This is a genomic window from Nocardia sp. 852002-51101_SCH5132738 (assembly GCF_001665695.1).
In the GTDB taxonomy this organism is placed as follows: domain Bacteria; phylum Actinomycetota; class Actinomycetes; order Mycobacteriales; family Mycobacteriaceae; genus Nocardia; species Nocardia nova.
Window position 1 is genome coordinate 97,313 of the sequence record NZ_LZML01000105.1, and the last position, 18,474, is coordinate 115,786.

Here is an 18,474-nt window from a genome sequence, read left to right on the forward strand (position 1 = left end):
ACCGTGCCTGATATTTCGTCCTCGGCCGACCTGGCTGCCTCGGTCAAAATCCTCGTAGCCGGCGGTTTCGGCGTCGGGAAGACCACCATGGTGTCCTCGATCAGCGAGATCACTCCGCTGCGCACCGAGGAATTGATCACCGAATTGTCCACCGGCATCGACGATCTGTCGGGCGTGGAGGGCAAGACCACCACCACCGTGGCGCTGGACTTCGGTCGCATCACCATCGACCAGAACCTGGTGCTGTACCTGTTCGGTACGCCCGGCCAGGACAGATTCTGGTTCCTGTGGGACGAATTGGCGCGCGGCGCTCTCGGCGCGGTGGTCATCGCCGATACCCGCCGGCTCGAGAACTCCTTCGCCGCCATCGATTTCTTCGAACGGCGCGGACTCTCGTTCGCGGTCGCGGTGAACTGCTTCGACAACGCCCCGGTCTACACCACCGAGGAGGTGCGCGACGCGCTCGATCTCGACGCCCACATTCCCGTGGTGCTCTGCGATGCGCGCGACCGCAGCTCCTGCAAGACGGTGCTGATGACGCTGGTCGAACATCTCATCGCGCGAGCCACCAGCTCGGTGGCCTGAGCGTTCCGAGCGTCGGATCGGCGCGGCCGCTCAGCGGGCGGCCGCGACCGGATCCAGCTCGGCGAAGCTGCCGATCCACCGATGCGGCGGCCGCGGCGCATTCGGCTCCCCGGCACGGGTGACGCCGACCGCTTGCCAGCCCGCGGCCACCGCGGCATCCAACTCGTCGGGATGGTCGGACAGGAACAAGATCTCCCCCGCCGGCACGCCGATCGCCGCCGCGATGCGGCGATAGGACTGCTCCTCGCGCTTCGGCCCGGCATTGGCCAGGTCGAACCAGCCGCTGATCAGCGACGCCAGCTCGCCCCCGCGCGCATACGCGAACCAATCCTGTTGATTGCGTACCGAACCCGACGAATACACCCACAGGGTGAGTCCGGCGCCGTGCCAGGCACGCAGCGCCACGGGTGCGTCGGGGAAGAACTCGCCGAACAGGGCGCCCTCCCGGAATCCCCGTGCGCAGATCACCCCCTGCGCGGTCTTCAGCGGCGCCGCCTTGACGTCGGAATCGAGCCAGCCGCACAAGATGCCGGCGATCTCGTCGAGACGGGCGTCGGGCCGCCCGGCCAGGTCACGGGTCTGCTCGATCACGGTCTTCGCGGTGCCGTCGGAGTCCTCCGCCAGCCACTGCGGCAGTCGGCGGCGGGTGTAGCCGTACAGATCTTCGCGGACCGAGCTGGTGGGGCTGGTGGTGCCCTCGATATCCACGACGACCGCCCGGATCGGCCGTGCCCGGTTGTCGTCTCGATGCTCGTCGCTCATGCGGCGACGAGCTCGTCCAGCGTCGGAAAGCCCTGTGCGATGGGATCGCCGGTGAAATCGCCGATCCAGCCGTCGGCCTCTTCGAAGAACCGGATCGCCACGAAGTCCGGCCGGGTTCCCATATCGAACCAGTGTCGCGTCCCCGCGGGCACCGACACCAGATCACCGCCCTCGCAGACCACCGCGACCACCTCCGGTTCCAGGTGCAGATAGAAGCAGCCGCGACCGGAGACGAAGAAGCGCACCTCGTCCTCGGCGTGGCGATGCTCGGACAGGAACTTCTGCCGCGCCGCGCGGGCCTGCTCGGGCCACTGCGGATCGCTGTCGTCGGGATGCAACCGGGCCAGATCGATGTGGCGGTAGCGGCCGTCGGCGTTGAGATCGCCGATCCGATCCCGGTAGTGGCCGAGGATCTCCTCGGACGCGATGTCGGCGGTCACGGCCTGAGCGGGCCAGCGGTCGAAAACGATTCCGCGCGTGGCGAGCTCGGCCGCGATGCGGTCCGGGTCGGTGGTGTGCAGGCGCACGTCGGCCGGATCGGTGTCGGCCGCGATATGCAACAGGGTCATTGCGGTTGCTCCTCGAGAATGCGGTCGGTGGAGATGTCGCGGCGCCCGGTGAGCGACACCAGTTCGCACAGGGCTTCCAGGCATTCCGCGCGGTCGCGGGCCTGCGCGAGATCGGCGCCCCAAGCGGTGATGCCGTGCCCGGCGATGAACAGCACCGGCGGGGCCGCCGGATGTGCGCGCAAATACCGGTCGATCTCCGCGCCGATCAGCGACACGTCGGCGTGGTTGGGAAATACCGGAATGTCGATGGTGTCGCCGGAGCGCAGACCCTTGATCAGTTCGAAACCGGTGAACCGCATCGGGTTCGGGGCGCCGACGGAGGCCGCGGTCGCCCGCGGTGAATGTACGTGCACCACCGCCGCGGCCTCGGTCGTGCGGTAGATCGCGGTGTGGATCGCGGTCTCCGCGGAGGGACGGCGGTCTCCGGCGATCGGTTCGGAGTTCTCGATCCGCACCCGGACCATATCCGCGGCGGTCAACTCGCCTTTGGACAGGCCGCTGCCGGTGACAACCGCGGTGGAATCCGGGGCCGTATTCGATGCCACGCCGGAAGCGCCGTCACGGACGGAGATGTTGCCGGCGGTGCCCGGCATCCAGCCGCGGGCGTAGAGGTCGCGCGCCAGGGTCGCGATCGCGGCGGCGTTCGGCGAATCGGCGGGGTCCTGGGCACCGGAATCGGCGGCGCGGGGATCGGGGGGCACGATCGCCTGCGCCGCAAGCGGATTCGCCTCGTCGATCAGGCCGTTCTCGGTGACCACGGCCGTCACCAGTTCGGGCGGTGTGACGTCGAAGGCCGGGTTGAAGACCGCGGTGCCCTCGGGGGCGGCCGCGTAGTCACCGACGTGGGTGATCTCGGCCGACCCGCGCTGTTCGACGACGATGCCGGCGCCGGTCGCGGTCGCCGCGTCGCGCGTGGATTCGGGGGCCACCACGATGAACGGGATGCCATGATGGCGAGCGGCCAGTGCCAGTCCGTATGTGCCGATCTTGTTGGCCACCGAGCCGTCGGCGGTGATGCGGTCCGCTCCGACGATCACGCAGTCCACCTGCCCGGTCGCCATCGCCCAAGCGGCGGCGGAGTCGACCGTGAGCCGATGCGGAATGCCGGCCTCGGCCAGTTCCCAGGTGGTCAGGCGCGCGCCCTGCAGCAGCGGGCGGGTTTCGTCGACCAGGACGCTGTCGATCACGCCGCGCGCGTGCAGCACCCGCAGCGCCCCGATCGCCGTGCCGAACGCGGTGGTGGCCAGGCGGCCGGTGTTGCAGTGGGTGAGCATCCGCAGGGGACGGTCCGGGCACAGCCGTTGCACCAGGTCGGCGGCGTGTTCGGCGGCGGCCCGGTTGACCCGGCCGTCTTCGGCGAGCAGTGCTTGCGCCTCGGCGAGCACTTCCGCCGCGCCGCCGTCGTCGAATTTCGCCAGGGCTCGTCGCACGCCCCAGGACAGATTCACCGCGGTGGGCCGGGCGGCCTCGATCCGGACGGCCTCGGCTCGGACCTGTTCGGGATCGCCGGGATGGGCGAGCGCGGCGAGGGCGACTCCGAAGGCGCCGGTCACGCCGATCGCGGGGGCGCCGCGCACGGCCAGGGTCGCGATCGCGTCGATCACCTGGTCGACCGTCGTCAGCCGCAGCGTGCGCACCTCGTGCGGCAGCGCGCGCTGATCGATCGTCACCACGGCACCGTCGACCCACGTGATCGAACTTTCACCCATTCCGCGCACAACCCTCACCACTCGACCCTGCTACCCCTCAAACGGTAGCGAATCAGAGGCCATCGGCCCGCACCAGGTTTACCCTCGCCCGGATCCGATCCCCTGGCTGCCGGCGGCGGTCGTGAGCACTCCCGACAACGGCAGTGTGTGCAAACGTGCACCGCGTGCACGGCGGCAGGAGGTCCGACTCCGCTGTGGCGCTCGTCGCGAACCGTCGCGATCCGGCATGTGCGTGCAGCGAGTGGCCGTCTGTACCCGTCGGTGCGCACCGCAGTGACGGCGTCGGCAACCGCCCGGCGCGGACCGCAGTGACGACGTCTGCGGGACACCTCGGCGGTACGCGCCGGCGTTGCGACCCAGTGCTGTCGGCACGCCGATCTCGCCGGGCGCACTCGTCGGCCCATGGTGAAGCAGTCGGCGGCATCACGGCCGACCGGGCCCGAACCATCCGTTCGCCGAACTCGCTCGAAGACACTGCCGGTCAGGGTTTTCCGTCGCTGTATGGGCGAAATGTCGTGCCGTTACCGCAGTTCCGGAGCAGTTTTCCACAGTCGGCGTGTCATCCACAACAATCGGTGGACAAGCGTGAACAGCGGTTGTTCCACATCGCCGGAGCTGCCGCGGTTCCAAGACCTCAAGCGCGTCCGAATGCGAGTGTGACGTTGTGTCCTCCGAAGCCGAAGGAATTGCTCAACGCCTGTGAGATTCGCTGTGGACGAGCGATCCCGTGCACGATGTCGAGTTCCACGCCGGGGTCCGGATTGTCGAAATTCAGTGTGGGAGGCACGGTCTGGTCGCGCAGTGTGCACAGGGTGAGGATGGCCTCGAGCGCACCCACCGCACCGATGGAATGGCCGAGCGCGGATTTCGGCGCGTACACCGAGGCGTGCTCGGCCACGGCCGCAATGGCATTGGCCTCCGAGGCGTCACCGATCGGTGTCGAGGTGGCGTGCGCGTCGATGTGGTCGATATCGGCAGCGGTCAGCTCCGCGGTGGCGATGGCCTTGCGCATCGCCCGGGCCGCGCCGGCGCCGTCGGGGTCGGTGCCGGTGATGTGGTAGCCGTCGGAAGTGATTCCCGCGCCGAGAATTCGGCCGTGCACGGTGGCCCCGCGGGCCCGGGCGAACTCCTCCGATTCCAGAACCAGCAGCGCCCCCGCCTCTCCGAAGACGAACCCGTCGCGATCGCGGTCGAACGGCCGTGAGGCCAGGCCGGGTTCGTCGTTGCGGGTACTCATCGCCCGCATCATGGCGAAGCTGGCGATCGGGATCGCTTCGATATATCCCTCCACGCCACCGGCGATCACCACGTCGGCCTCCCCCGTGCGAATCAGCCGCCACGCGTGCGCGATCGCTTCGGCACCCGACGAACACGCCGAGGTCGGCGCGTAAACGCCTGCCTTCGCGCCGAATTCGAGCCCCACCCGGGCGGCCGGCCCGTTCGGCATCACCATCGGAACCGTCAGCGGCGGCACCTTGCGATATCCGCCCTCGCGCATCGCGTCGACCGCCGTGAGAAAGGCATCGCCGCCGCCGAGTCCGGTGCCGACGGACACCGCCAGGCGTTCGGCGTCGACCTCCGGTGTCCCCGCCTCCGACCAGACCTGGCGGCCCAGTACCAGCGCCAGCTGCTGCACATAGGAGTGCCGGCGCTGTTCGATGCGGGTCAGGTGAGCGCCCGGATGTTCGGTCAGCCGCCCGCCGATCCGCACGGGCAGGTCGTACCGCGTCACGAACTCGTCGGTGAGCGGGCCGATCCCGCTCTTGCCTGCCAGCAGTGCCGACCAGGTGCTGTCGAGGTCGGGGCCGAGGCAGGTGGTGGCGGCCATGGCGGTGACGACGACGTTCCGCGACGTTTGTGTAGCAGTCGTTACACTCATGCGGATATGAATACCCGTAGCGACCGCTACAGTCAACATGTGCCTCGACCACTCGACCAGGCCCGGCGCGCGGAGCTGCTCGCCGGGGTGATCGCCTATATCGGCGAATACGGGTTGACCGAACTGTCGCTGCGTCCGCTGGCGGAATATCTCGGAACCAGCTCGCGCATGTTGATCCACTATTTCGGGACCAAGGAGCAGATGCTGATCGCGGCGCTCGAGACCCAGCGCCCCGATATCGCGGGCATGTTCGCCGACGTTCCCGATCTGCCGGCCCTGCGCCGCCGCCTCATCGAATCGTTCAGCGTCAACATCACGACCGAATGGGTGTCCAGCACGCGCGTGCTGTTGCAGGTGATGGGGGTGGCCGCGGTGCCCGGCAGCCCGTTCCGTTCCTACGGTGAGGACGCCGTGCACGTGCTGGTTACCGCGCTCACCGATGTGCTGAGAAGCTTCGACCCCACCGTCGCCGATCCGGAATCGACCGCCACTCTGCTCGTTTCGGGTGTGCGCGGGTTGCTGCAGGATCGGTTCGTCACCGGTGACACCGCCCGCGTGTCACGCGCGGCGCGGTTGCTGATCACCCAATCGCTCACATTGCCCGAACCCGGTGCCGGTCGATGAGCGGGCCCGCGGTATCGCTGATGGAACAAGTTTCAGTATTGTTGCCGCCATGGCTTTCGTGATCGATGACACCGTGGAGATCGACGCACCCGCCGAGGTGGTGTGGAAGGTGCTGACCGACCTGGGCAGCTACGGTGAATGGAATCCGTTCGTCGCCGAATGCCGCAGCACGCTCGAACCCGGCGACCCGATCGAGATGCATGTGCGGCTGGGTTCGCCGAAGCCGCGCAAGCAGGTCGAATACGTCCGAACCCACACCCCCGGAACCGAATTCAGCTACAGCATGAAGCCGGTACCGCTGGGCATCCTGCACAGCCTGCGCTCGCACACCGTGACGCCGCTCGACAACGGGCGTACCCGGTACCGGTCGCATTTCGAACTGGGCGGCTTGCTGGGGCCGGTTGTGACGCTGGCGCTCGGCAAGGCGCTGCATTCCGGATTCGGCGGCATGACCGCGGCGGTCAAGCAGCGCGCGGAATCGCTGCGCTGAGCATCGATGCGCGCAGCGTCGCGGACGGTCGACTTCTGGGGCCGGGCGCTCAGGCCTCGAACGGGATCGTGTTGCCCGCGGCGTCACGGTTGCCGCGACCGGCGTCGATCGCGCTGACGAGTTCGGCGACGTCGGTCCAGGTGCGGGCGGGTTCGCCATCGAGATTGCCGATGTGATACCAGGTTTCGGTATCCCGATAGCGAACCAGTCCCCTGCCCTGCTCGTCGACGGTGACATCGAGTTCGCCGGACACCGTCCCTTCCTCGTCGGTCATGACGGCGGCCTTCCCGGTGATTTCGATGATGTCGCCTATGTGAACTCTCCTCGGTGGAGGCAGTCGTCGACCGCGGTGCGCAATGCGGTCTGTTCCGCCGTGTCGATGGTCAAACCGTATTTTACCTTGATGCGAATGTAGCGCTGAACGTACTCGCACCGGAACACGCCGGGTGGCAGATAATTCGCCGCATCCTGGTCACCCTTGGACCGGTTGGCCGACGGGTCGGAGGCGACCAGATTGATCGCGTCGTTGGCGATATTGCGGCGCGTATCGGTATCGGCGGATTGCGCGCCGGAACGCCAGGCCTCGGCCAGCGGGACGATATGTTCGGCGTCGACTCCGGCGGGGTCGGTGATCCATTTGTAGGGCTTGAGTTTTCCGGTCTTGGCGTCGAGTACGCCGTAGCGGTCGCGCCAGCCGCCGTCCTTGCCGAGAGTCAGTTTGCAGGTCGCGGCGTCGAGGGTCACCGATCCGGTGGCATCGCGCAGCATCATCACATCGCGGGTGGTGCATTTGGCGTACTGGGCGTATTTGTCGCCGAATCCGTGTTCGGGAGTGTTCTGATCCCAATGCGGGAATTGTTCGCGGCTGTACCCGGTCATCGGCGCTTCCGGTGCGACCACGAGTTTGCCCAGCAGGGCGTTGACTTCTTTACCGGAAAAGGTCGCGGCGGCAGCGGAATCGGGTTTCGGATCGTTCTTCTTGCCGGTGTCGTCGATGAAGCTGTACACCACGGCCAGCACGACGGCGAGGAGGACGGGCGCCACGATCGCGGCCAACCGGCGCATACCGGGAGAGGATATCTTCACCACCGCGCCCCGATCGTGTCGCCGGTCGCGCACCGGGGGCCGCGGAATGCCCGGGGCCGGAAAGCGGTGCCTTCGAGCGCAATCCGAGCAAACTTCCGGACGGTGGGGTTCTGATCAACTTGCCGGCCGCATTCGTGCCGTTCACCATATGTACTTCTCATCGCGCATACAGAGTGTCAACCGGCACCGGCAAACCGCAAGTGCACCAGTTGCTTCCGTAGCCGCTTCGATATGGAGTCCAGGCCGGAGAGAACTGTCCGGCAGGGCGCGGCGGGCCCTGCCGGACAGGCGTGTTCAGCTGTTGAGCTTGTTCAGCCGCTCGCAGGCCTCGAGGTATTCCTCCATCAGGCGCTGCATGACGTCGGAGGTCCGCTCGACCTTGTTCATCATGCCGACGACCTGGCCGACGGGGTTGAAGTTGACGTCCTTGGCCGCCTCGGGATAGCGGTGGCCGCGCTTGACGCCGTCGAGGGCGACCATCATCTGCAGCGGCATGCCCAGCGGATCCGGGGTGTCCGACCGCTCCCACGCCTCGGTCCAGTCGTTGCGCAGCATGCGGGCCGGCTTACCCGTCCACGCCCGCGACCGGACGGTGTCGTGGCTGGTGGCATCGATGTAGGTCTGCATCTGCGCGGGCGGCACATTGGCCTCCTCGACGGTCAGCCAGATCGAACCGGTCCACGCACCCGCGGCGCCCATCGCCATGGCGGCGGCGACCTGGCGGCCGTTGCCGATACCACCGGCGGCGAGCACCGGCAGATCGCCGACGGCGTCGATCACCTGCGGCCACAGCACGAGAGAGGAGATCTCACCGCAGTGGCCGCCGCCCTCGGTGCCCTGGCAGACCACGAAGTCCAGGCCGGCGCGCTTGTGGTTGAGCGCATGCTTGACCGAGCCGCACAGTGCGCCGATCAAACGGCCGGAGTCCTGGACCTTCTTGATGATGTCGTCGGGCGGGGTGCCTAGCGCGTTGGCGACCAGCTTCGCCTTGGGGTGTTTCAGGATGACGTCGACCTGCGGACCGGCCGTGGTGGCGGTCCAGCCCAGCAGCTGCTCGTGATGTTCGTCCTCGGGCAGCTTCGGGACGCCGTGGTCGGCGAGGATCTTCTCGGCGAAATCCCGGTGGCCCTGCGGAACCAGTTTGGCCAGTTCGGCTTCCAGCTGCGCGGGGCTCAGCCCGTCGATGCCCTTGCCCTCGTACTTGGACGGGATGACGAGGTCGACGCCGTACACGCCGTGCACATGTTCATCGAGCCAGGCCAGTTCGACCTCCAGCTCCTCGGCGGTGAAACCGACCGCCCCCAGGACGCCGAGCCCGCCGGCGTTGCTCACCGCGGCGGCCACGTCGCGGCAATGGGTGAAAGCGAAGATGGGGACATCGATGCCCAGTCGTTCGCAGATCTCGGTATGCATGGCGGGGTGACTCCTCTGGTCTTCCGGCGCTGGAACTTCGCCACAACACTAGAACACGTTTCATATTCAGACTAGTGACTCATCGGTCAGGAATCGAGAGCTGAGCCGAAAATGCCGGTCGACGGCGGTTACACGCCGTTGTCGAGGAGGGGGTCATCGACCCGTTTTCGTCATTCAGTGTGGGCAACATGTTCTAGTTGGTGGTTGATCGACCGCTATGTCGAGTCTGCGCCATCCGGACGCGCGGCAACCTTTGCCGACCGGCCGGTTCCGCCTGCGCCGCCCGGAGACGTGGAATGCTCGTGCCATGGATGTGATCGGGCCGGGGGTCTGCCGGTGACCTACGAATCGGAATTGGATCCGGCCGCGGTGGAGATCGGCGGGTTCTTCCCGCACCCTCCGGCACTGCTGTGGCGGGCGCTGACCGAACCGGATCTGGTCGAACGCTGGCTGATGCGGTCGATCGGGCTCGAACCGGTGGTGGGCACACATTTCATCTTCGCCGTCCCGACCGAGCCGAGCGCGGAGATCGCGTGTGAGGTGCTGGCGGCCCGCGCGGGTGAGCAACTGACCTACACCTGGATCGACCTGCGGGCGAAGTTTCCCGCCCGGTGGGTGGTCGACTGGGTGCTCGAGGCGCAGGGGCGCGGGACGCGAGTGTTGTTGACGCAGACCGGTTTCGACATCGGCGATCGGCGGCAGAAGATGGCCCGCAACGCGATGGAGCGGGGATGGCGGGGCACCTTGAACCGGCTGCACGAGGTGCTCGACGAGGTCGAATCCTGACCCGGTCGAATTGTGTGCTCTGCCGGGTGAACGCTCAGCGCCGCGGCGGCGCGGGCTCCATGTGCACCACCTTGGTGGTGGTCATCTCGTCGAGAAGTTCGGGGCCGTAACCGAATCCGGTGCCGGACGTGCCGCGCGGTTGTGCCGCGCCGCCGGGTGCGCCACCGAAGACCGAGTTGATCTTCACCGTGCCCACCGGCAGTGTGCGCCAGGCCTGTTGCATATGTTCCATCGAGTCGGTCAGGACCGTCGCCGCCAAGCCGTAGTCGTCGCGGCATGCCGCATCGAGGCCCGTCGCGAAATCCGCGACCACCTGGACGGGTGCGATCGGCCCGAAGGTCTCCTCGCGGACGACGCGCATTCCGGGGCGGCAGTCGGTGAGCACCGTCGCCGGAATACCGTGCCGGGCCCCTCGGGAATGTGTCCGCCGACCAGCGCTTTCGCGCCCGCTGAGAGCGCTTCCCGCACGTGCGCGTGCACCTGCGTACGCAACCGCTCGTCGACCAGCGGTTGCGGATCGAGATTCCACCGCCGCGCCTGTTCGCACAGCGCCGAAACGAACTGCTCGGCGACATCGCGATGCACGTAGATCCGCTCCACGGAGACGCAGATCTGCCCGGCGTTGGCGAAGGCGCCCAGTGCGGCCTGCTCGGCGGCCCATACCGGGTCCACATCGGCGTCGACGATCAGCGGATCGTTTCCACCGTTCTCCAACAGCACTTTCGCGCCCGTGCGCGCACCGGCCGTGGCGATGGTGCGCCCGGTGGCGGTGCCGCCGACGTGGGCCACCACATCCACGCCGGGCAGCCCGGCCAGTGCCGCGCCCACCCGTCCGTCGCCGCGCACGGTCTGCAATACGCCGTCGGGGCAGTGAGTCTCGAGCAGTCGCCCGAACAGCTCACCGGTTCGGGGGCACCGTTCACTGGGCTTGTGCACCACCGCGTTTCCGGTGGCGAGCGCGGCACCGACCAGCCCCGCCGCGATAGCGACCGGATCGTTCCACGGTGTCAGGGCGACCACCACGCCGCGCGGCTGCGCGATCATGAAATCCGTTGCGTCCCAACTGCCCTGCAGAGTGTGGCCGCGATGGACGGGCCCCAGCTCGGCGTACTGGTCGAGCGTGCCGGCGCCGGCCAGCACCCCCTCCCGGCCCGAGGCCGCCGGGCGGCCGGTCTCGGCTTCGAGGGTGGCGGCGAGCTCGTCCGCGTGCTCGCGCAACGCGGCAGCCCCGGCGCGCAGCGCCTCGGCTCGGCTCGCCGCGGGCGTGCGGGCCCAGCTCGACTGTGCGGTGTGCGCGGCGTCCACGATGGTCATCAGGTCCAGGTTTCCCGTCACCGACTCGGCCTCGATGCGGGTCGCGTTGTCGATCTCGGTCATGGGCGTGGAGTACCCCGGCGTTCTCCGGCAAACTTCTCCGGCACCGGGGCGTTGCCCAATGCCTCGGCCACCTCGGTCATCACCTGCCGCACGGCGCTGTTGCGACGACGCTGCGAATTCGGGCATTCGGTGGCCGCCAAACCGGCGGCGGATTCCGCCTTTGGCCACATAGTCGAATCGCATCTCCTTCCCCGAGACCCGGACCTGTTCGCGCAACAGCGTGGCCACGCCGCGGGTGCCGTTCTCCTCGGCGTATTCCTCACTGCCGATGCGGAAGACGCCGCGGTCGAGCAGGCCGATCACGACGGCCTCCACGCGGCGCCGATCCGAGCCGGAACGCCGCAGATCGGCGCCGACCTGCTCGCGCAGGCTCGGTAGCTGTGCCGCCACCTCGAGCATGCGGTCGAACTTCTCCTCGTCGCATTCTCGCCGCCACTGTTCGTGATACAGGTACTGCCGCCGCCCCGCCGCGTCCACCCCGACCGCTTGAATGTGCCCGTGGGCGTGCGGTCAGATCCACACCTTCCGCCAGGCCGGCGGGATCACCGGGTCGTCGATGCGTTGCGTCGCTTCGGGATCGGTGACCGCGACGCCGTTCTCGTCGACGCAGGCGAAGCCCTTGCCCCGCCGGACCCGGCGTATTCCGCACCGTAGGGCGTGCTGCGCCGCAACCGCATCACGACACTCCTCTCGTCCCGCGCATCGCGCGATACCCGCGCGGGACGCGATCATGCGAGTTCGGTGGAACCGCGGTCGCCGCCGCGGGGCGCCGGTAGCTCTTGTTCGAGCGTGCGGACGAGAGCCGCGGCGAGCAGAGCGACCGTCCGATCGTCGTCGTTCATCAAGGGCCGCAACGTATTCAGTGCGAGGGAGCCGGGCAGCTCGGCCAGCGCCTGGGTGAGCCGGAGCCGCACCGGTGAACCCGGCGGGTGCGCGGCCAGCTCGCCGGCCAGTGCATTCAGAATGTGATCGGCCCATTTCGCGTCCCGGGCCAGCGATCCCAGGAGTTCGGGCGCCTCGACATCGTTCGGGCCTTCGATCACGGTGGCGACGAGTTCCGGAACCGCTCGGGTCTCCCCGCGCGCGCCGAGGGCGAGGGCGGAGATCCTGCGGACGGTCGGGTCCGCGTCGGTGAGCGCGTCCAGTAGCACCGCGCCGGCCTCCTCCTCGGGTATCTCGGCCAGTGCCGAGGCCGCCCGCCGCCGGACCTCGACATCGGCGGAGTCCAGGCCGGAGGCCACGTGCAGCACACCTTCCGCTCCGGCCCGGGCGAGCGCCCACCGCAGCGCTCCGGCGACATAGGGATCGGATTCGGTGAGCACCGCCTCGGCGAGCAGTTCGGCCGGCATCTCCTCGGCCGGGGCGAGGACGGCCTGCTGCCGCCGGGCGGCATCAGACGACCCCAGTCCACGCAGGAGCTCGACGATGCGCAGCGCGTCCTGCCAGCCGGAGGGTTCGGCCGCCTCGACCGCACGCAGCCGTTCGAGCAGCTCCCGGTCCCGGCTCAGCCGTTCTTCGGTCGCCCGCACGAGGTCGCCGACCAGTGCGGACGGTGTGAAGCCGGGGTCGTCGAGGGCCCGCCCGATCTGAGTCAGGGACAAGCCCAGCGACCGCAGACCCTCGACATGGAAGATCCGACGGATGTCCTCGACGGAATATTCGCGATAGCCGCCGACGGTGCGGCCGGTCGGCCGCACCAGCCCCAGGGAGTCGTAGTGCCGGAGCATGCGGGCGCTCACTCCCGAGTAACGGGCCACCTCGCCGATCAGCACGCGGTCGACTCCTCCCGGTCCGGTCCGAGCGCACGAACCCGTCTCGCCTGGTCGATCGCGAGGTCGAAACCGGCGTCCGGATCGTGCAGCAGGACTTCGGTGGCGCGCGCGTGTGCCCGCACCACCGGATCCGGGTTCGTCATCGCCGACCGCAGGACCGGCTCGACGACCTCGCCCAAGGCGACCAGGGCGCGGCTCAGACTCAGCCGCACCTCGCGGTCACCGCGGCCGAACTGGGTCGCCAACGTCTGCGCCAGTACGTCCTTGTCGGCGTCGGGCACCAGGACGACGGCGGCCCGCCACGCACTGCGCGCGACGTCGTCGTCGGCGTCCTGCAACAACGACCGCGTGATCGCGGGCCAGGCGCTGCGGTCCCCGATCTTGGACAGGGTGTGCAGCGCCTGGCTGCGCGCCTGGGGACGGTCCGAACCCAGTTGCGCACGCAGCTTCGGAACCGTCACCGCAGCCGGAAACCGGGTGAGCGCCCAGGTGAGCATGTCGCGCACGAAGAAGTCCGGCTCGATCGCGCACCGCTCGACCAGCGCATCGACGGCGTCGGCCGCGGGACGGGTGCCGAGCGCGAGCGCCGCCTCGAGCCGTGTCGACGAGTTGTCCGCCGCCAGCGCGTCGAGTAGTCGCATGTTCTGTGGGTTCCTGTGTGTCGAAGTCATCGGGACCACCTCCGGCAGTCAAGTGAAGACCTTGTCACGATGGCAAGGTCAAGTACACGCACCGGACCGAGAGAAGAAGAGGCAACAGACCATGAGCGGACGCACGCCCAGCCAGTGGGAAGAGATCACTGCGGCCGATCCGGCACATTCGACGTGGTACGTGGAGCGCTTCCGGGCGATGGCGGCCGAGGGCGCGGACATCGTGGGCGAAGCGCGCCTGATCGATGCGATGGTCGGGCGCGGTAGCCGGATTCTGGACGCCGGATGCGGGCCGGGGCGGCTGGGCGGCTACCTGTATCGCGCCGGACATGTCGTGGTCGGCGTCGACGTAGACCCGGTGTTGATCGCCGCGGCGGAACAGGACCATCCCGGTCCGACCTGGCTGGTCGGTGACCTCGCCGAATTGGATCTGCCCCGTCGCGGGATCGAAGCCGGCTTCGATGTGATCGTGTGCGCGGGCAACGTCATGACGTTCCTGGCGCCCTCCACCCGAGGCGCGGTGCTGTCCGGTTTCGCTCGCCATCTGGCGCCGGCCGGGCGAGTGGTGGTCGGATTCGGCGCCGACCGCGGTTACGATTTCCCGCAATTCCTGGCCGACGCCGAAGACGCCGGACTGCGAGTGGATCTGCGGCTTTCGACATGGGATCTGCGCCCGTTCACCGACGACTCCGGCTTTCTGGTGGCGGTGTTCTCGCGCGCGCAGTGAGACCGCGCCTGCCCGGTTCGCGACGCGCGACGCTGTAGAGTTCGACCGACACACTCGCGGAGGAGTTCGCCATGACCTACACAGTGGACTTCACGACGGTATCGACCGAAGGCCTCGAATCGTCCCCGGTCGCGGACGCATTGGCCGGCCTGCGCGCCAACGAGGCCCGATACTTCAAGAACAAGTACGACCACGTCTTCACCGTGGAGCCGGCCAAGGAGGCCCAGTCGACCGTCGACTGGGTCAGCCGGATCCTCGAGGACGAACGCGGCATCGTCATCGCCTCCCGTCCGCTCGAGGCCACGGCCTTCGAAGCGGACGGCATCCGCTTCGCCTACGTCTTCTACGAAAGCGGCCTGTCGATCAACGTCATGTATTCGATCGACGATTCCGGTAAGCGAGCGGTGGGTTTCAAGCTGTCCGACGGGATGGAAATCCCCACGGAACTCTCGTCTTTCAAGTTCGCGAGGCAGAAGTCGAAGCTGGCGGGCACGATCCGCGGCTCCTACTTCGTCATCAAGAACCAGTACTGATTCGCGGTCAGGCCAGGCGGACATCCGCCGTGGCAAGGCCGAAAACCTTGCGGCCCGCCGACTTCGCGACGATGACGACGACCGCCGTCCTGGTCTCGGGATCGATCGACTTGATGCGGCCCGTGAACTCCACCGTGCCGGCGGCGTCGGCCTCGATAACGGTGTAATTCGACAGCCGGACACCGTATCTGATCACCGCGCCCGGGTCACCGAGCCATCCGGTGACGAAGCCGGCCCCCAAACCCATCGTGAGCATGCCGTGCGCGATCACGTCGGGAAGTCCCGCGAGCGCGGCGATCTCGGCATGCCAATGGATGGGATTCGCATCCCCGGAGACCCCGGCGTAATTCACCAGATCACCGCGCGTCAGGTTCACCGACCGCGCGGGAAGTTCGGCACCGACGGCGATGTCCTCGAATCGAGGCGCGGTATGCGGGGTGCGCGTGCGTGAGACAGGCGAAAGGCGCACCGCGGCACCGGAATCCGAGTCTGCCGGCGGCACGTTCACCTCCGCGGTAGCGGTCGTGATCCGGGGAATGGTGTCGAGACCGCTCATGACGACGCGTTCGATCGTCTCGCTGATCTCGGCGCCGACGTCCGCACCGGTGAGGCCGAGGACGGTCGTGTGCATGATCTGCGCGATGTCACCGGATCCGTCGGTGAAGGTGTTGGTGATGGTGAGCAGATCCCTGCCCCCGATACGACGCACCGAGGACAATTCCACATCGCTGACCAAGCGGTCGCCGGTGAGCACCGGCTTGTACATCTCGAATACCTGGTCCGTCTGCACGACCACGTCGTAGCCGTTCATGACGTCCTCCAGCAGCCGGCGATTGGCCAGCATCGCGACGGTGGAGATAAAGGTGGTCGGCGCGATGAGCCCGGCGTATCCGAGCTCACGGGCGGCGTCCTCGCTCCAGTGTGCCGGGTGGAAGTCCTGTACCGCTCGCGCGTACTCGCGGATCTTCTCCCGCCCCACCTCGTAGAAGTCGTCCGTGCGATAGCGATGCCCCACCAGCCCGGTCACATCGAACGTCGCCTCCACCAAGGCCTCTCCTCCATTCGGATCACGTCGACACTCGCACCGGCAGCACCGGATTCACGAGTGAGACATCACCTTCTCACACGACACCGGCTTCGGCGCGCGGCGCGAAGCTGACTCGGTAGATGTCGTCGGGCGGTCGGTCGACGGCGCAGCAAGGTCCGCACCCGTGCGGCCTCGCGGGTGAGGTGGTCACGCTCCGGCACGCTGGTGGCGGCGGCCGATGCCGCGGCGTACAGGTCGGCTGCCCGCCCGCACCGGGCGCCGCGGACAACTCACCGGCCAGTTCGAGCGCCCACTCGATGATCGACGTACTCGCCGGGGTCTGCACTCGTGCGGCGAAGTCTTCCATGTATTGCACGTGGGCGGTGATCTCCTCCGGGGCCCACTGATCCATCGGTACGTCGTTGACCGCCGCGGGCGCACCCCGATAGTGCCCGAGCAGTAGGTATTCGGGCATCATCGTCTCCTCGGTGGGCACGGCACGGAACCGGCCGTGATGATCAGGCCCGCTGACGTTCGGCCCGCTGCCGGACCAGTTCCTCGACCGCACTGGGCAGAGTGTTGTCGAAGTCGATGAGCTTCACCCAGGTCGGGGTGATGACGATCCGGACCATGCCGTCGTAGAGCGAGCGGACTTCCGCCTCCCACTCCACGCGCTGTTCGGGGGTCATCTCGTAGCTGCCGTTCATCTGCAGGTATTCCTCGGGGATGCCGTCGACGACGTCGAGTTCGGCATGTCCGCGCAGAAGAAGGATCTTCGGCGGATGAACCTCGGTGTCGATCGTCAGCGCGACCTGAGGATTGTGCCGCAGCGAGTGCAGTTTCGGGGCGTTCTTCGTCGTGCAGAGCACGATCTGCGAGCCGTTCCAGGTGAACGCGATCGGGACGTTGCGCGGGGTGCCGTCCTTGGCGACGTACGCCAGACGCAGCAGGTCGCGGGCCAGCAACTCCCGGCTGATCGGGCGGTCGAGGATTTCGGTGATCTCGTGCTGTTCCATGACTGTCGCTCCTGTGTCGGTGGTCGAGCGGGCCGTTCTCGGTTGCTCGTATCTCTGGGACGGAGCCGGTTCGGCGTTCTCGACATCGGTGGCGAATGTTTGACGAAATCTTTTCGAGGCGTCCGTTCCATCCGAGTCGGTCGATCCCGTGCGTTCCGATGCTCGCACCCCTGGGACGGCGCCGCCCGAGACCGTCGGCGGCGCCACGAGAGTGGTCTAGTATCGAACATGTGTTCGCATCGGATGAGGGGGCGGAGGAAGGGGGCCGTCAGGGGCGGGCGGCGATTTTGCATGCCGACCTGGATTCGTTCTATGCGTCGGTCGAGCAGCGGGACGCACCGGAGTTGCGGGGAAAGCCGGTGATCGTCGGGGGCGGGGTGGTGCTGGCGGCCAGTTACGAGGCGAAGGCGTACGGGGTGCGGACGCCGATGAATGCGCGGCAGGCGTTGCGGCTGTGTCCGCATGCGGTGGTGGTGCCGCCGCGGATGTCCGCCTATGCGCAGGCGAGCCGGGCCGTATTCGAGATCTTCCGCGACACCACGCCGGAGGTCGAGGGCATCTCCATCGACGAGGCCTTTCTCGATGTCGCTGGGCTGCATCGCATTTCGGGCGCCCCGATCGATATCGCGGCCGGATTGCGGGCGCGGGTGCGGGCCGAGGTCGGACTGCCCATCTCGGTCGGCGTGGCGCGAAGCAAATTCCTCGCCAAAGTGGCCAGTGCGGTCTGCAAACCCGACGGCCTGCTGCTGGTGCGTCCCGAGGCCGAACTCGAATTCCTGCATCCGCTGCCGGTCGAACGGCTCTGGGGAGTGGGCGAGGTGACCGCCCGGACATTGCACGAACACGGCATCACCCGGATCGGGCAACTGGCCGATACCGACCCGATGGAGTTGTGCGGTCTGCTCGGTCGCGCCGCCGGTCGGCATCTGCACGCCCTGGCCTGGGCACGCGATCCGCGCCGGGTCGACACCGGTCGCCGGCGCCGATCGATCGGTGCGCAACGCGCGCTGGGGAACCGGCCTCGCACCGATGCCGAGATCGAGGCCTACCTGCACGGCCTGGCGGATCGGCTCGGGCACCGGTTGCGGGCGGCACGACGGATCTGCCGAACCGTGGTGCTGCGCTTACGGTTCGCCGATTTCGGTCGCGCGACCCGTTCGCACACCCTGCCGACCGCCACCGACGACGGGGCGACGATCCTGCAGGCCGCCCGCACTCTGCTCGGCGCCGCTCGCCCCCTGATCGAGGAGCGCGGCATCACCCTCATCGGCCTGGCGCTGACGAACCTGCAGAATACGGATCCGCGGCAGCTGATGCTGCCGTTGGACGCCCGCCCGGACACCACGCTCGACGCGGCACTGGATGCGGTGCGCGACCGCTTCGGCGCCGGAACCGTCACCCGGGCCGCACTGCTCGGGCGCGGTGAGGGCTTGTCGGTGCCGCTGCTCCCCGACTGATTCGCCGGGCCC

Annotated in this window: 19 protein-coding genes and 2 pseudogenes; 7 read left to right on the forward strand and 14 right to left on the reverse strand. The window is 68.0% G+C overall.

Annotated elements, in window-relative coordinates:
• Window positions 1-3: 3 nt before the first annotated feature.
• Complete coding sequence (locus A5789_RS15330) at window positions 4-585, forward strand: ATP/GTP-binding protein (RefSeq protein ID WP_030514367.1); 582 nt, start codon at window positions 4-6, stop codon at window positions 583-585.
• Between the two features lie 30 nt (window positions 586-615).
• Here A5789_RS15330 and mtnC read toward each other — a convergent pair whose 3' ends face one another.
• The 4 genes from mtnC to A5789_RS15350 form a co-directional block, all read right to left on the reverse strand.
• Entirely contained in the window at window positions 616-1,347 is a 732-nt protein-coding gene (gene mtnC, locus A5789_RS15335) for an acireductone synthase (RefSeq protein WP_064903505.1), read from the reverse strand.
• Window positions 1,344-1,916: an acireductone dioxygenase gene (locus A5789_RS15340; protein WP_063014800.1), complete on the reverse strand. Its 573-nt coding sequence runs from the start codon at window positions 1,914-1,916 to the stop codon at window positions 1,344-1,346. Before A5789_RS15340 ends, mtnC begins: the two co-directional genes overlap by 4 nt.
• Complete coding sequence (locus A5789_RS15345; RefSeq protein ID WP_064903504.1) at window positions 1,913-3,625, reverse strand: bifunctional S-methyl-5-thioribose-1-phosphate isomerase/methylthioribulose 1-phosphate dehydratase; 1,713 nt, start codon at window positions 3,623-3,625, stop codon at window positions 1,913-1,915. Before A5789_RS15345 ends, A5789_RS15340 begins: the two co-directional genes overlap by 4 nt.
• 634 nt (window positions 3,626-4,259) lie before the next feature.
• A complete protein-coding gene (locus A5789_RS15350; RefSeq protein ID WP_064903502.1) occupies window positions 4,260-5,504 on the reverse strand; it encodes a KasA/KasB family beta-ketoacyl-ACP synthase in 1,245 nt (414 codons plus the stop codon).
• Between the two features lie 39 nt (window positions 5,505-5,543).
• Here A5789_RS15350 and A5789_RS15355 point away from each other — a divergent pair, with 39 nt between their 5' ends.
• Together A5789_RS15355 and A5789_RS15360 are read left to right on the forward strand one after the other, a co-directional pair.
• Window positions 5,544-6,128, forward strand: coding sequence for a TetR/AcrR family transcriptional regulator (locus tag A5789_RS15355; RefSeq protein WP_063014853.1), 585 nt, complete (start codon window positions 5,544-5,546; stop codon window positions 6,126-6,128).
• A 49-nt stretch (window positions 6,129-6,177) separates the two neighbouring features.
• Window positions 6,178-6,618, forward strand: a complete 441-nt coding sequence (locus tag A5789_RS15360) for an SRPBCC domain-containing protein (RefSeq protein WP_030514373.1) — start codon at window positions 6,178-6,180, stop codon at window positions 6,616-6,618.
• A gap of 49 nt (window positions 6,619-6,667) precedes the next feature.
• On the opposite strand, the gene A5789_RS15365 is transcribed toward A5789_RS15360, so the two are convergent.
• The 3 genes from A5789_RS15365 to A5789_RS15375 form a co-directional block, all read right to left on the reverse strand.
• Window positions 6,668-6,892: a hypothetical protein gene (locus A5789_RS15365; RefSeq protein ID WP_082857040.1), complete on the reverse strand. Its 225-nt coding sequence runs from the start codon at window positions 6,890-6,892 to the stop codon at window positions 6,668-6,670.
• Between the two features lie 35 nt (window positions 6,893-6,927).
• Window positions 6,928-7,683, reverse strand: coding sequence for an HNH endonuclease family protein (locus A5789_RS15370; protein WP_064903500.1), 756 nt, complete (start codon window positions 7,681-7,683; stop codon window positions 6,928-6,930).
• 315 nt (window positions 7,684-7,998) lie between these two features.
• Entirely contained in the window at window positions 7,999-9,117 is a 1,119-nt protein-coding gene (locus A5789_RS15375) for a nitronate monooxygenase family protein (protein ID WP_030514376.1), read from the reverse strand.
• Window positions 9,118-9,453: 336 nt separating this feature from the next.
• Between A5789_RS15375 and A5789_RS15380 the strand changes: the two genes are divergently transcribed.
• On the forward strand, window positions 9,454-9,903 hold the full coding sequence (locus A5789_RS15380) for an SRPBCC domain-containing protein (protein WP_036523855.1): 450 nt from the start codon (window positions 9,454-9,456) through the stop codon (window positions 9,901-9,903).
• A gap of 34 nt (window positions 9,904-9,937) precedes the next feature.
• Here A5789_RS15380 and A5789_RS38560 read toward each other — a convergent pair.
• From A5789_RS38560 to A5789_RS15400, 4 genes and pseudogenes are all read right to left on the reverse strand, one after another.
• Window positions 9,938-11,679: pseudogene (locus A5789_RS38560) on the reverse strand (aldehyde dehydrogenase family protein).
• A 111-nt stretch (window positions 11,680-11,790) separates the two neighbouring features.
• On the reverse strand, window positions 11,791-12,012 hold the full coding sequence (locus tag A5789_RS38565) for a hypothetical protein (RefSeq protein ID WP_064903497.1): 222 nt from the start codon (window positions 12,010-12,012) through the stop codon (window positions 11,791-11,793).
• Window positions 12,009-13,052, reverse strand: a complete 1,044-nt coding sequence (locus A5789_RS15395; protein WP_064903495.1) for a MerR family transcriptional regulator — start codon at window positions 13,050-13,052, stop codon at window positions 12,009-12,011. Before A5789_RS15395 ends, A5789_RS38565 begins: the two co-directional genes overlap by 4 nt.
• Window positions 13,046-13,723 (reverse strand): HEAT repeat domain-containing protein, encoded by a 678-nt coding sequence (locus tag A5789_RS15400; RefSeq protein WP_104363867.1) that lies wholly within the window; start codon window positions 13,721-13,723, stop codon window positions 13,046-13,048. Before A5789_RS15400 ends, A5789_RS15395 begins: the two co-directional genes overlap by 7 nt.
• A 91-nt stretch (window positions 13,724-13,814) precedes the next feature.
• On the opposite strand from A5789_RS15400, the gene A5789_RS15405 reads away from it, so the two are divergent.
• Both A5789_RS15405 and A5789_RS15410 read left to right on the forward strand, forming a co-directional pair.
• On the forward strand, window positions 13,815-14,429 hold the full coding sequence (locus A5789_RS15405) for a bifunctional 2-polyprenyl-6-hydroxyphenol methylase/3-demethylubiquinol 3-O-methyltransferase UbiG (RefSeq protein WP_064903492.1): 615 nt from the start codon (window positions 13,815-13,817) through the stop codon (window positions 14,427-14,429).
• Window positions 14,430-14,500: 71 nt separating this feature from the next.
• Entirely contained in the window at window positions 14,501-14,962 is a 462-nt protein-coding gene (locus tag A5789_RS15410; protein ID WP_030514381.1) for a hypothetical protein, read from the forward strand.
• 7 nt (window positions 14,963-14,969) lie between these two features.
• Here the strand turns inward: A5789_RS15410 and A5789_RS15415 are convergent, their stop codons facing one another.
• The 3 genes and pseudogenes from A5789_RS15415 to A5789_RS15425 all read right to left on the reverse strand — a co-directional run bounded on the left by A5789_RS15415 (window position 14,970) and on the right by A5789_RS15425 (window position 17,005).
• The gene (locus tag A5789_RS15415) at window positions 14,970-16,010 is read right to left on the reverse strand and encodes a fused (3R)-hydroxyacyl-ACP dehydratase subunits HadA/HadB (protein ID WP_063014784.1); all 1,041 of its coding nucleotides are present in this window, start codon (window positions 16,008-16,010) and stop codon (window positions 14,970-14,972) included.
• Window positions 16,011-16,245: 235 nt separating this feature from the next.
• A pseudogene (locus tag A5789_RS35640) lies at window positions 16,246-16,464 on the reverse strand (hypothetical protein); the annotation flags it as partial.
• 43 nt (window positions 16,465-16,507) lie between these two features.
• Window positions 16,508-17,005, reverse strand: coding sequence for a pyridoxamine 5'-phosphate oxidase family protein (locus tag A5789_RS15425; protein ID WP_063014779.1), 498 nt, complete (start codon window positions 17,003-17,005; stop codon window positions 16,508-16,510).
• 230 nt (window positions 17,006-17,235) lie between these two features.
• Here A5789_RS15425 and dinB point away from each other — a divergent pair, with 230 nt between their 5' ends.
• Window positions 17,236-18,462 (forward strand): DNA polymerase IV, encoded by a 1,227-nt coding sequence (dinB, locus tag A5789_RS15430; RefSeq protein ID WP_063014777.1) that lies wholly within the window; start codon window positions 17,236-17,238, stop codon window positions 18,460-18,462.
• Window positions 18,463-18,474 lie beyond the last annotated feature (12 nt).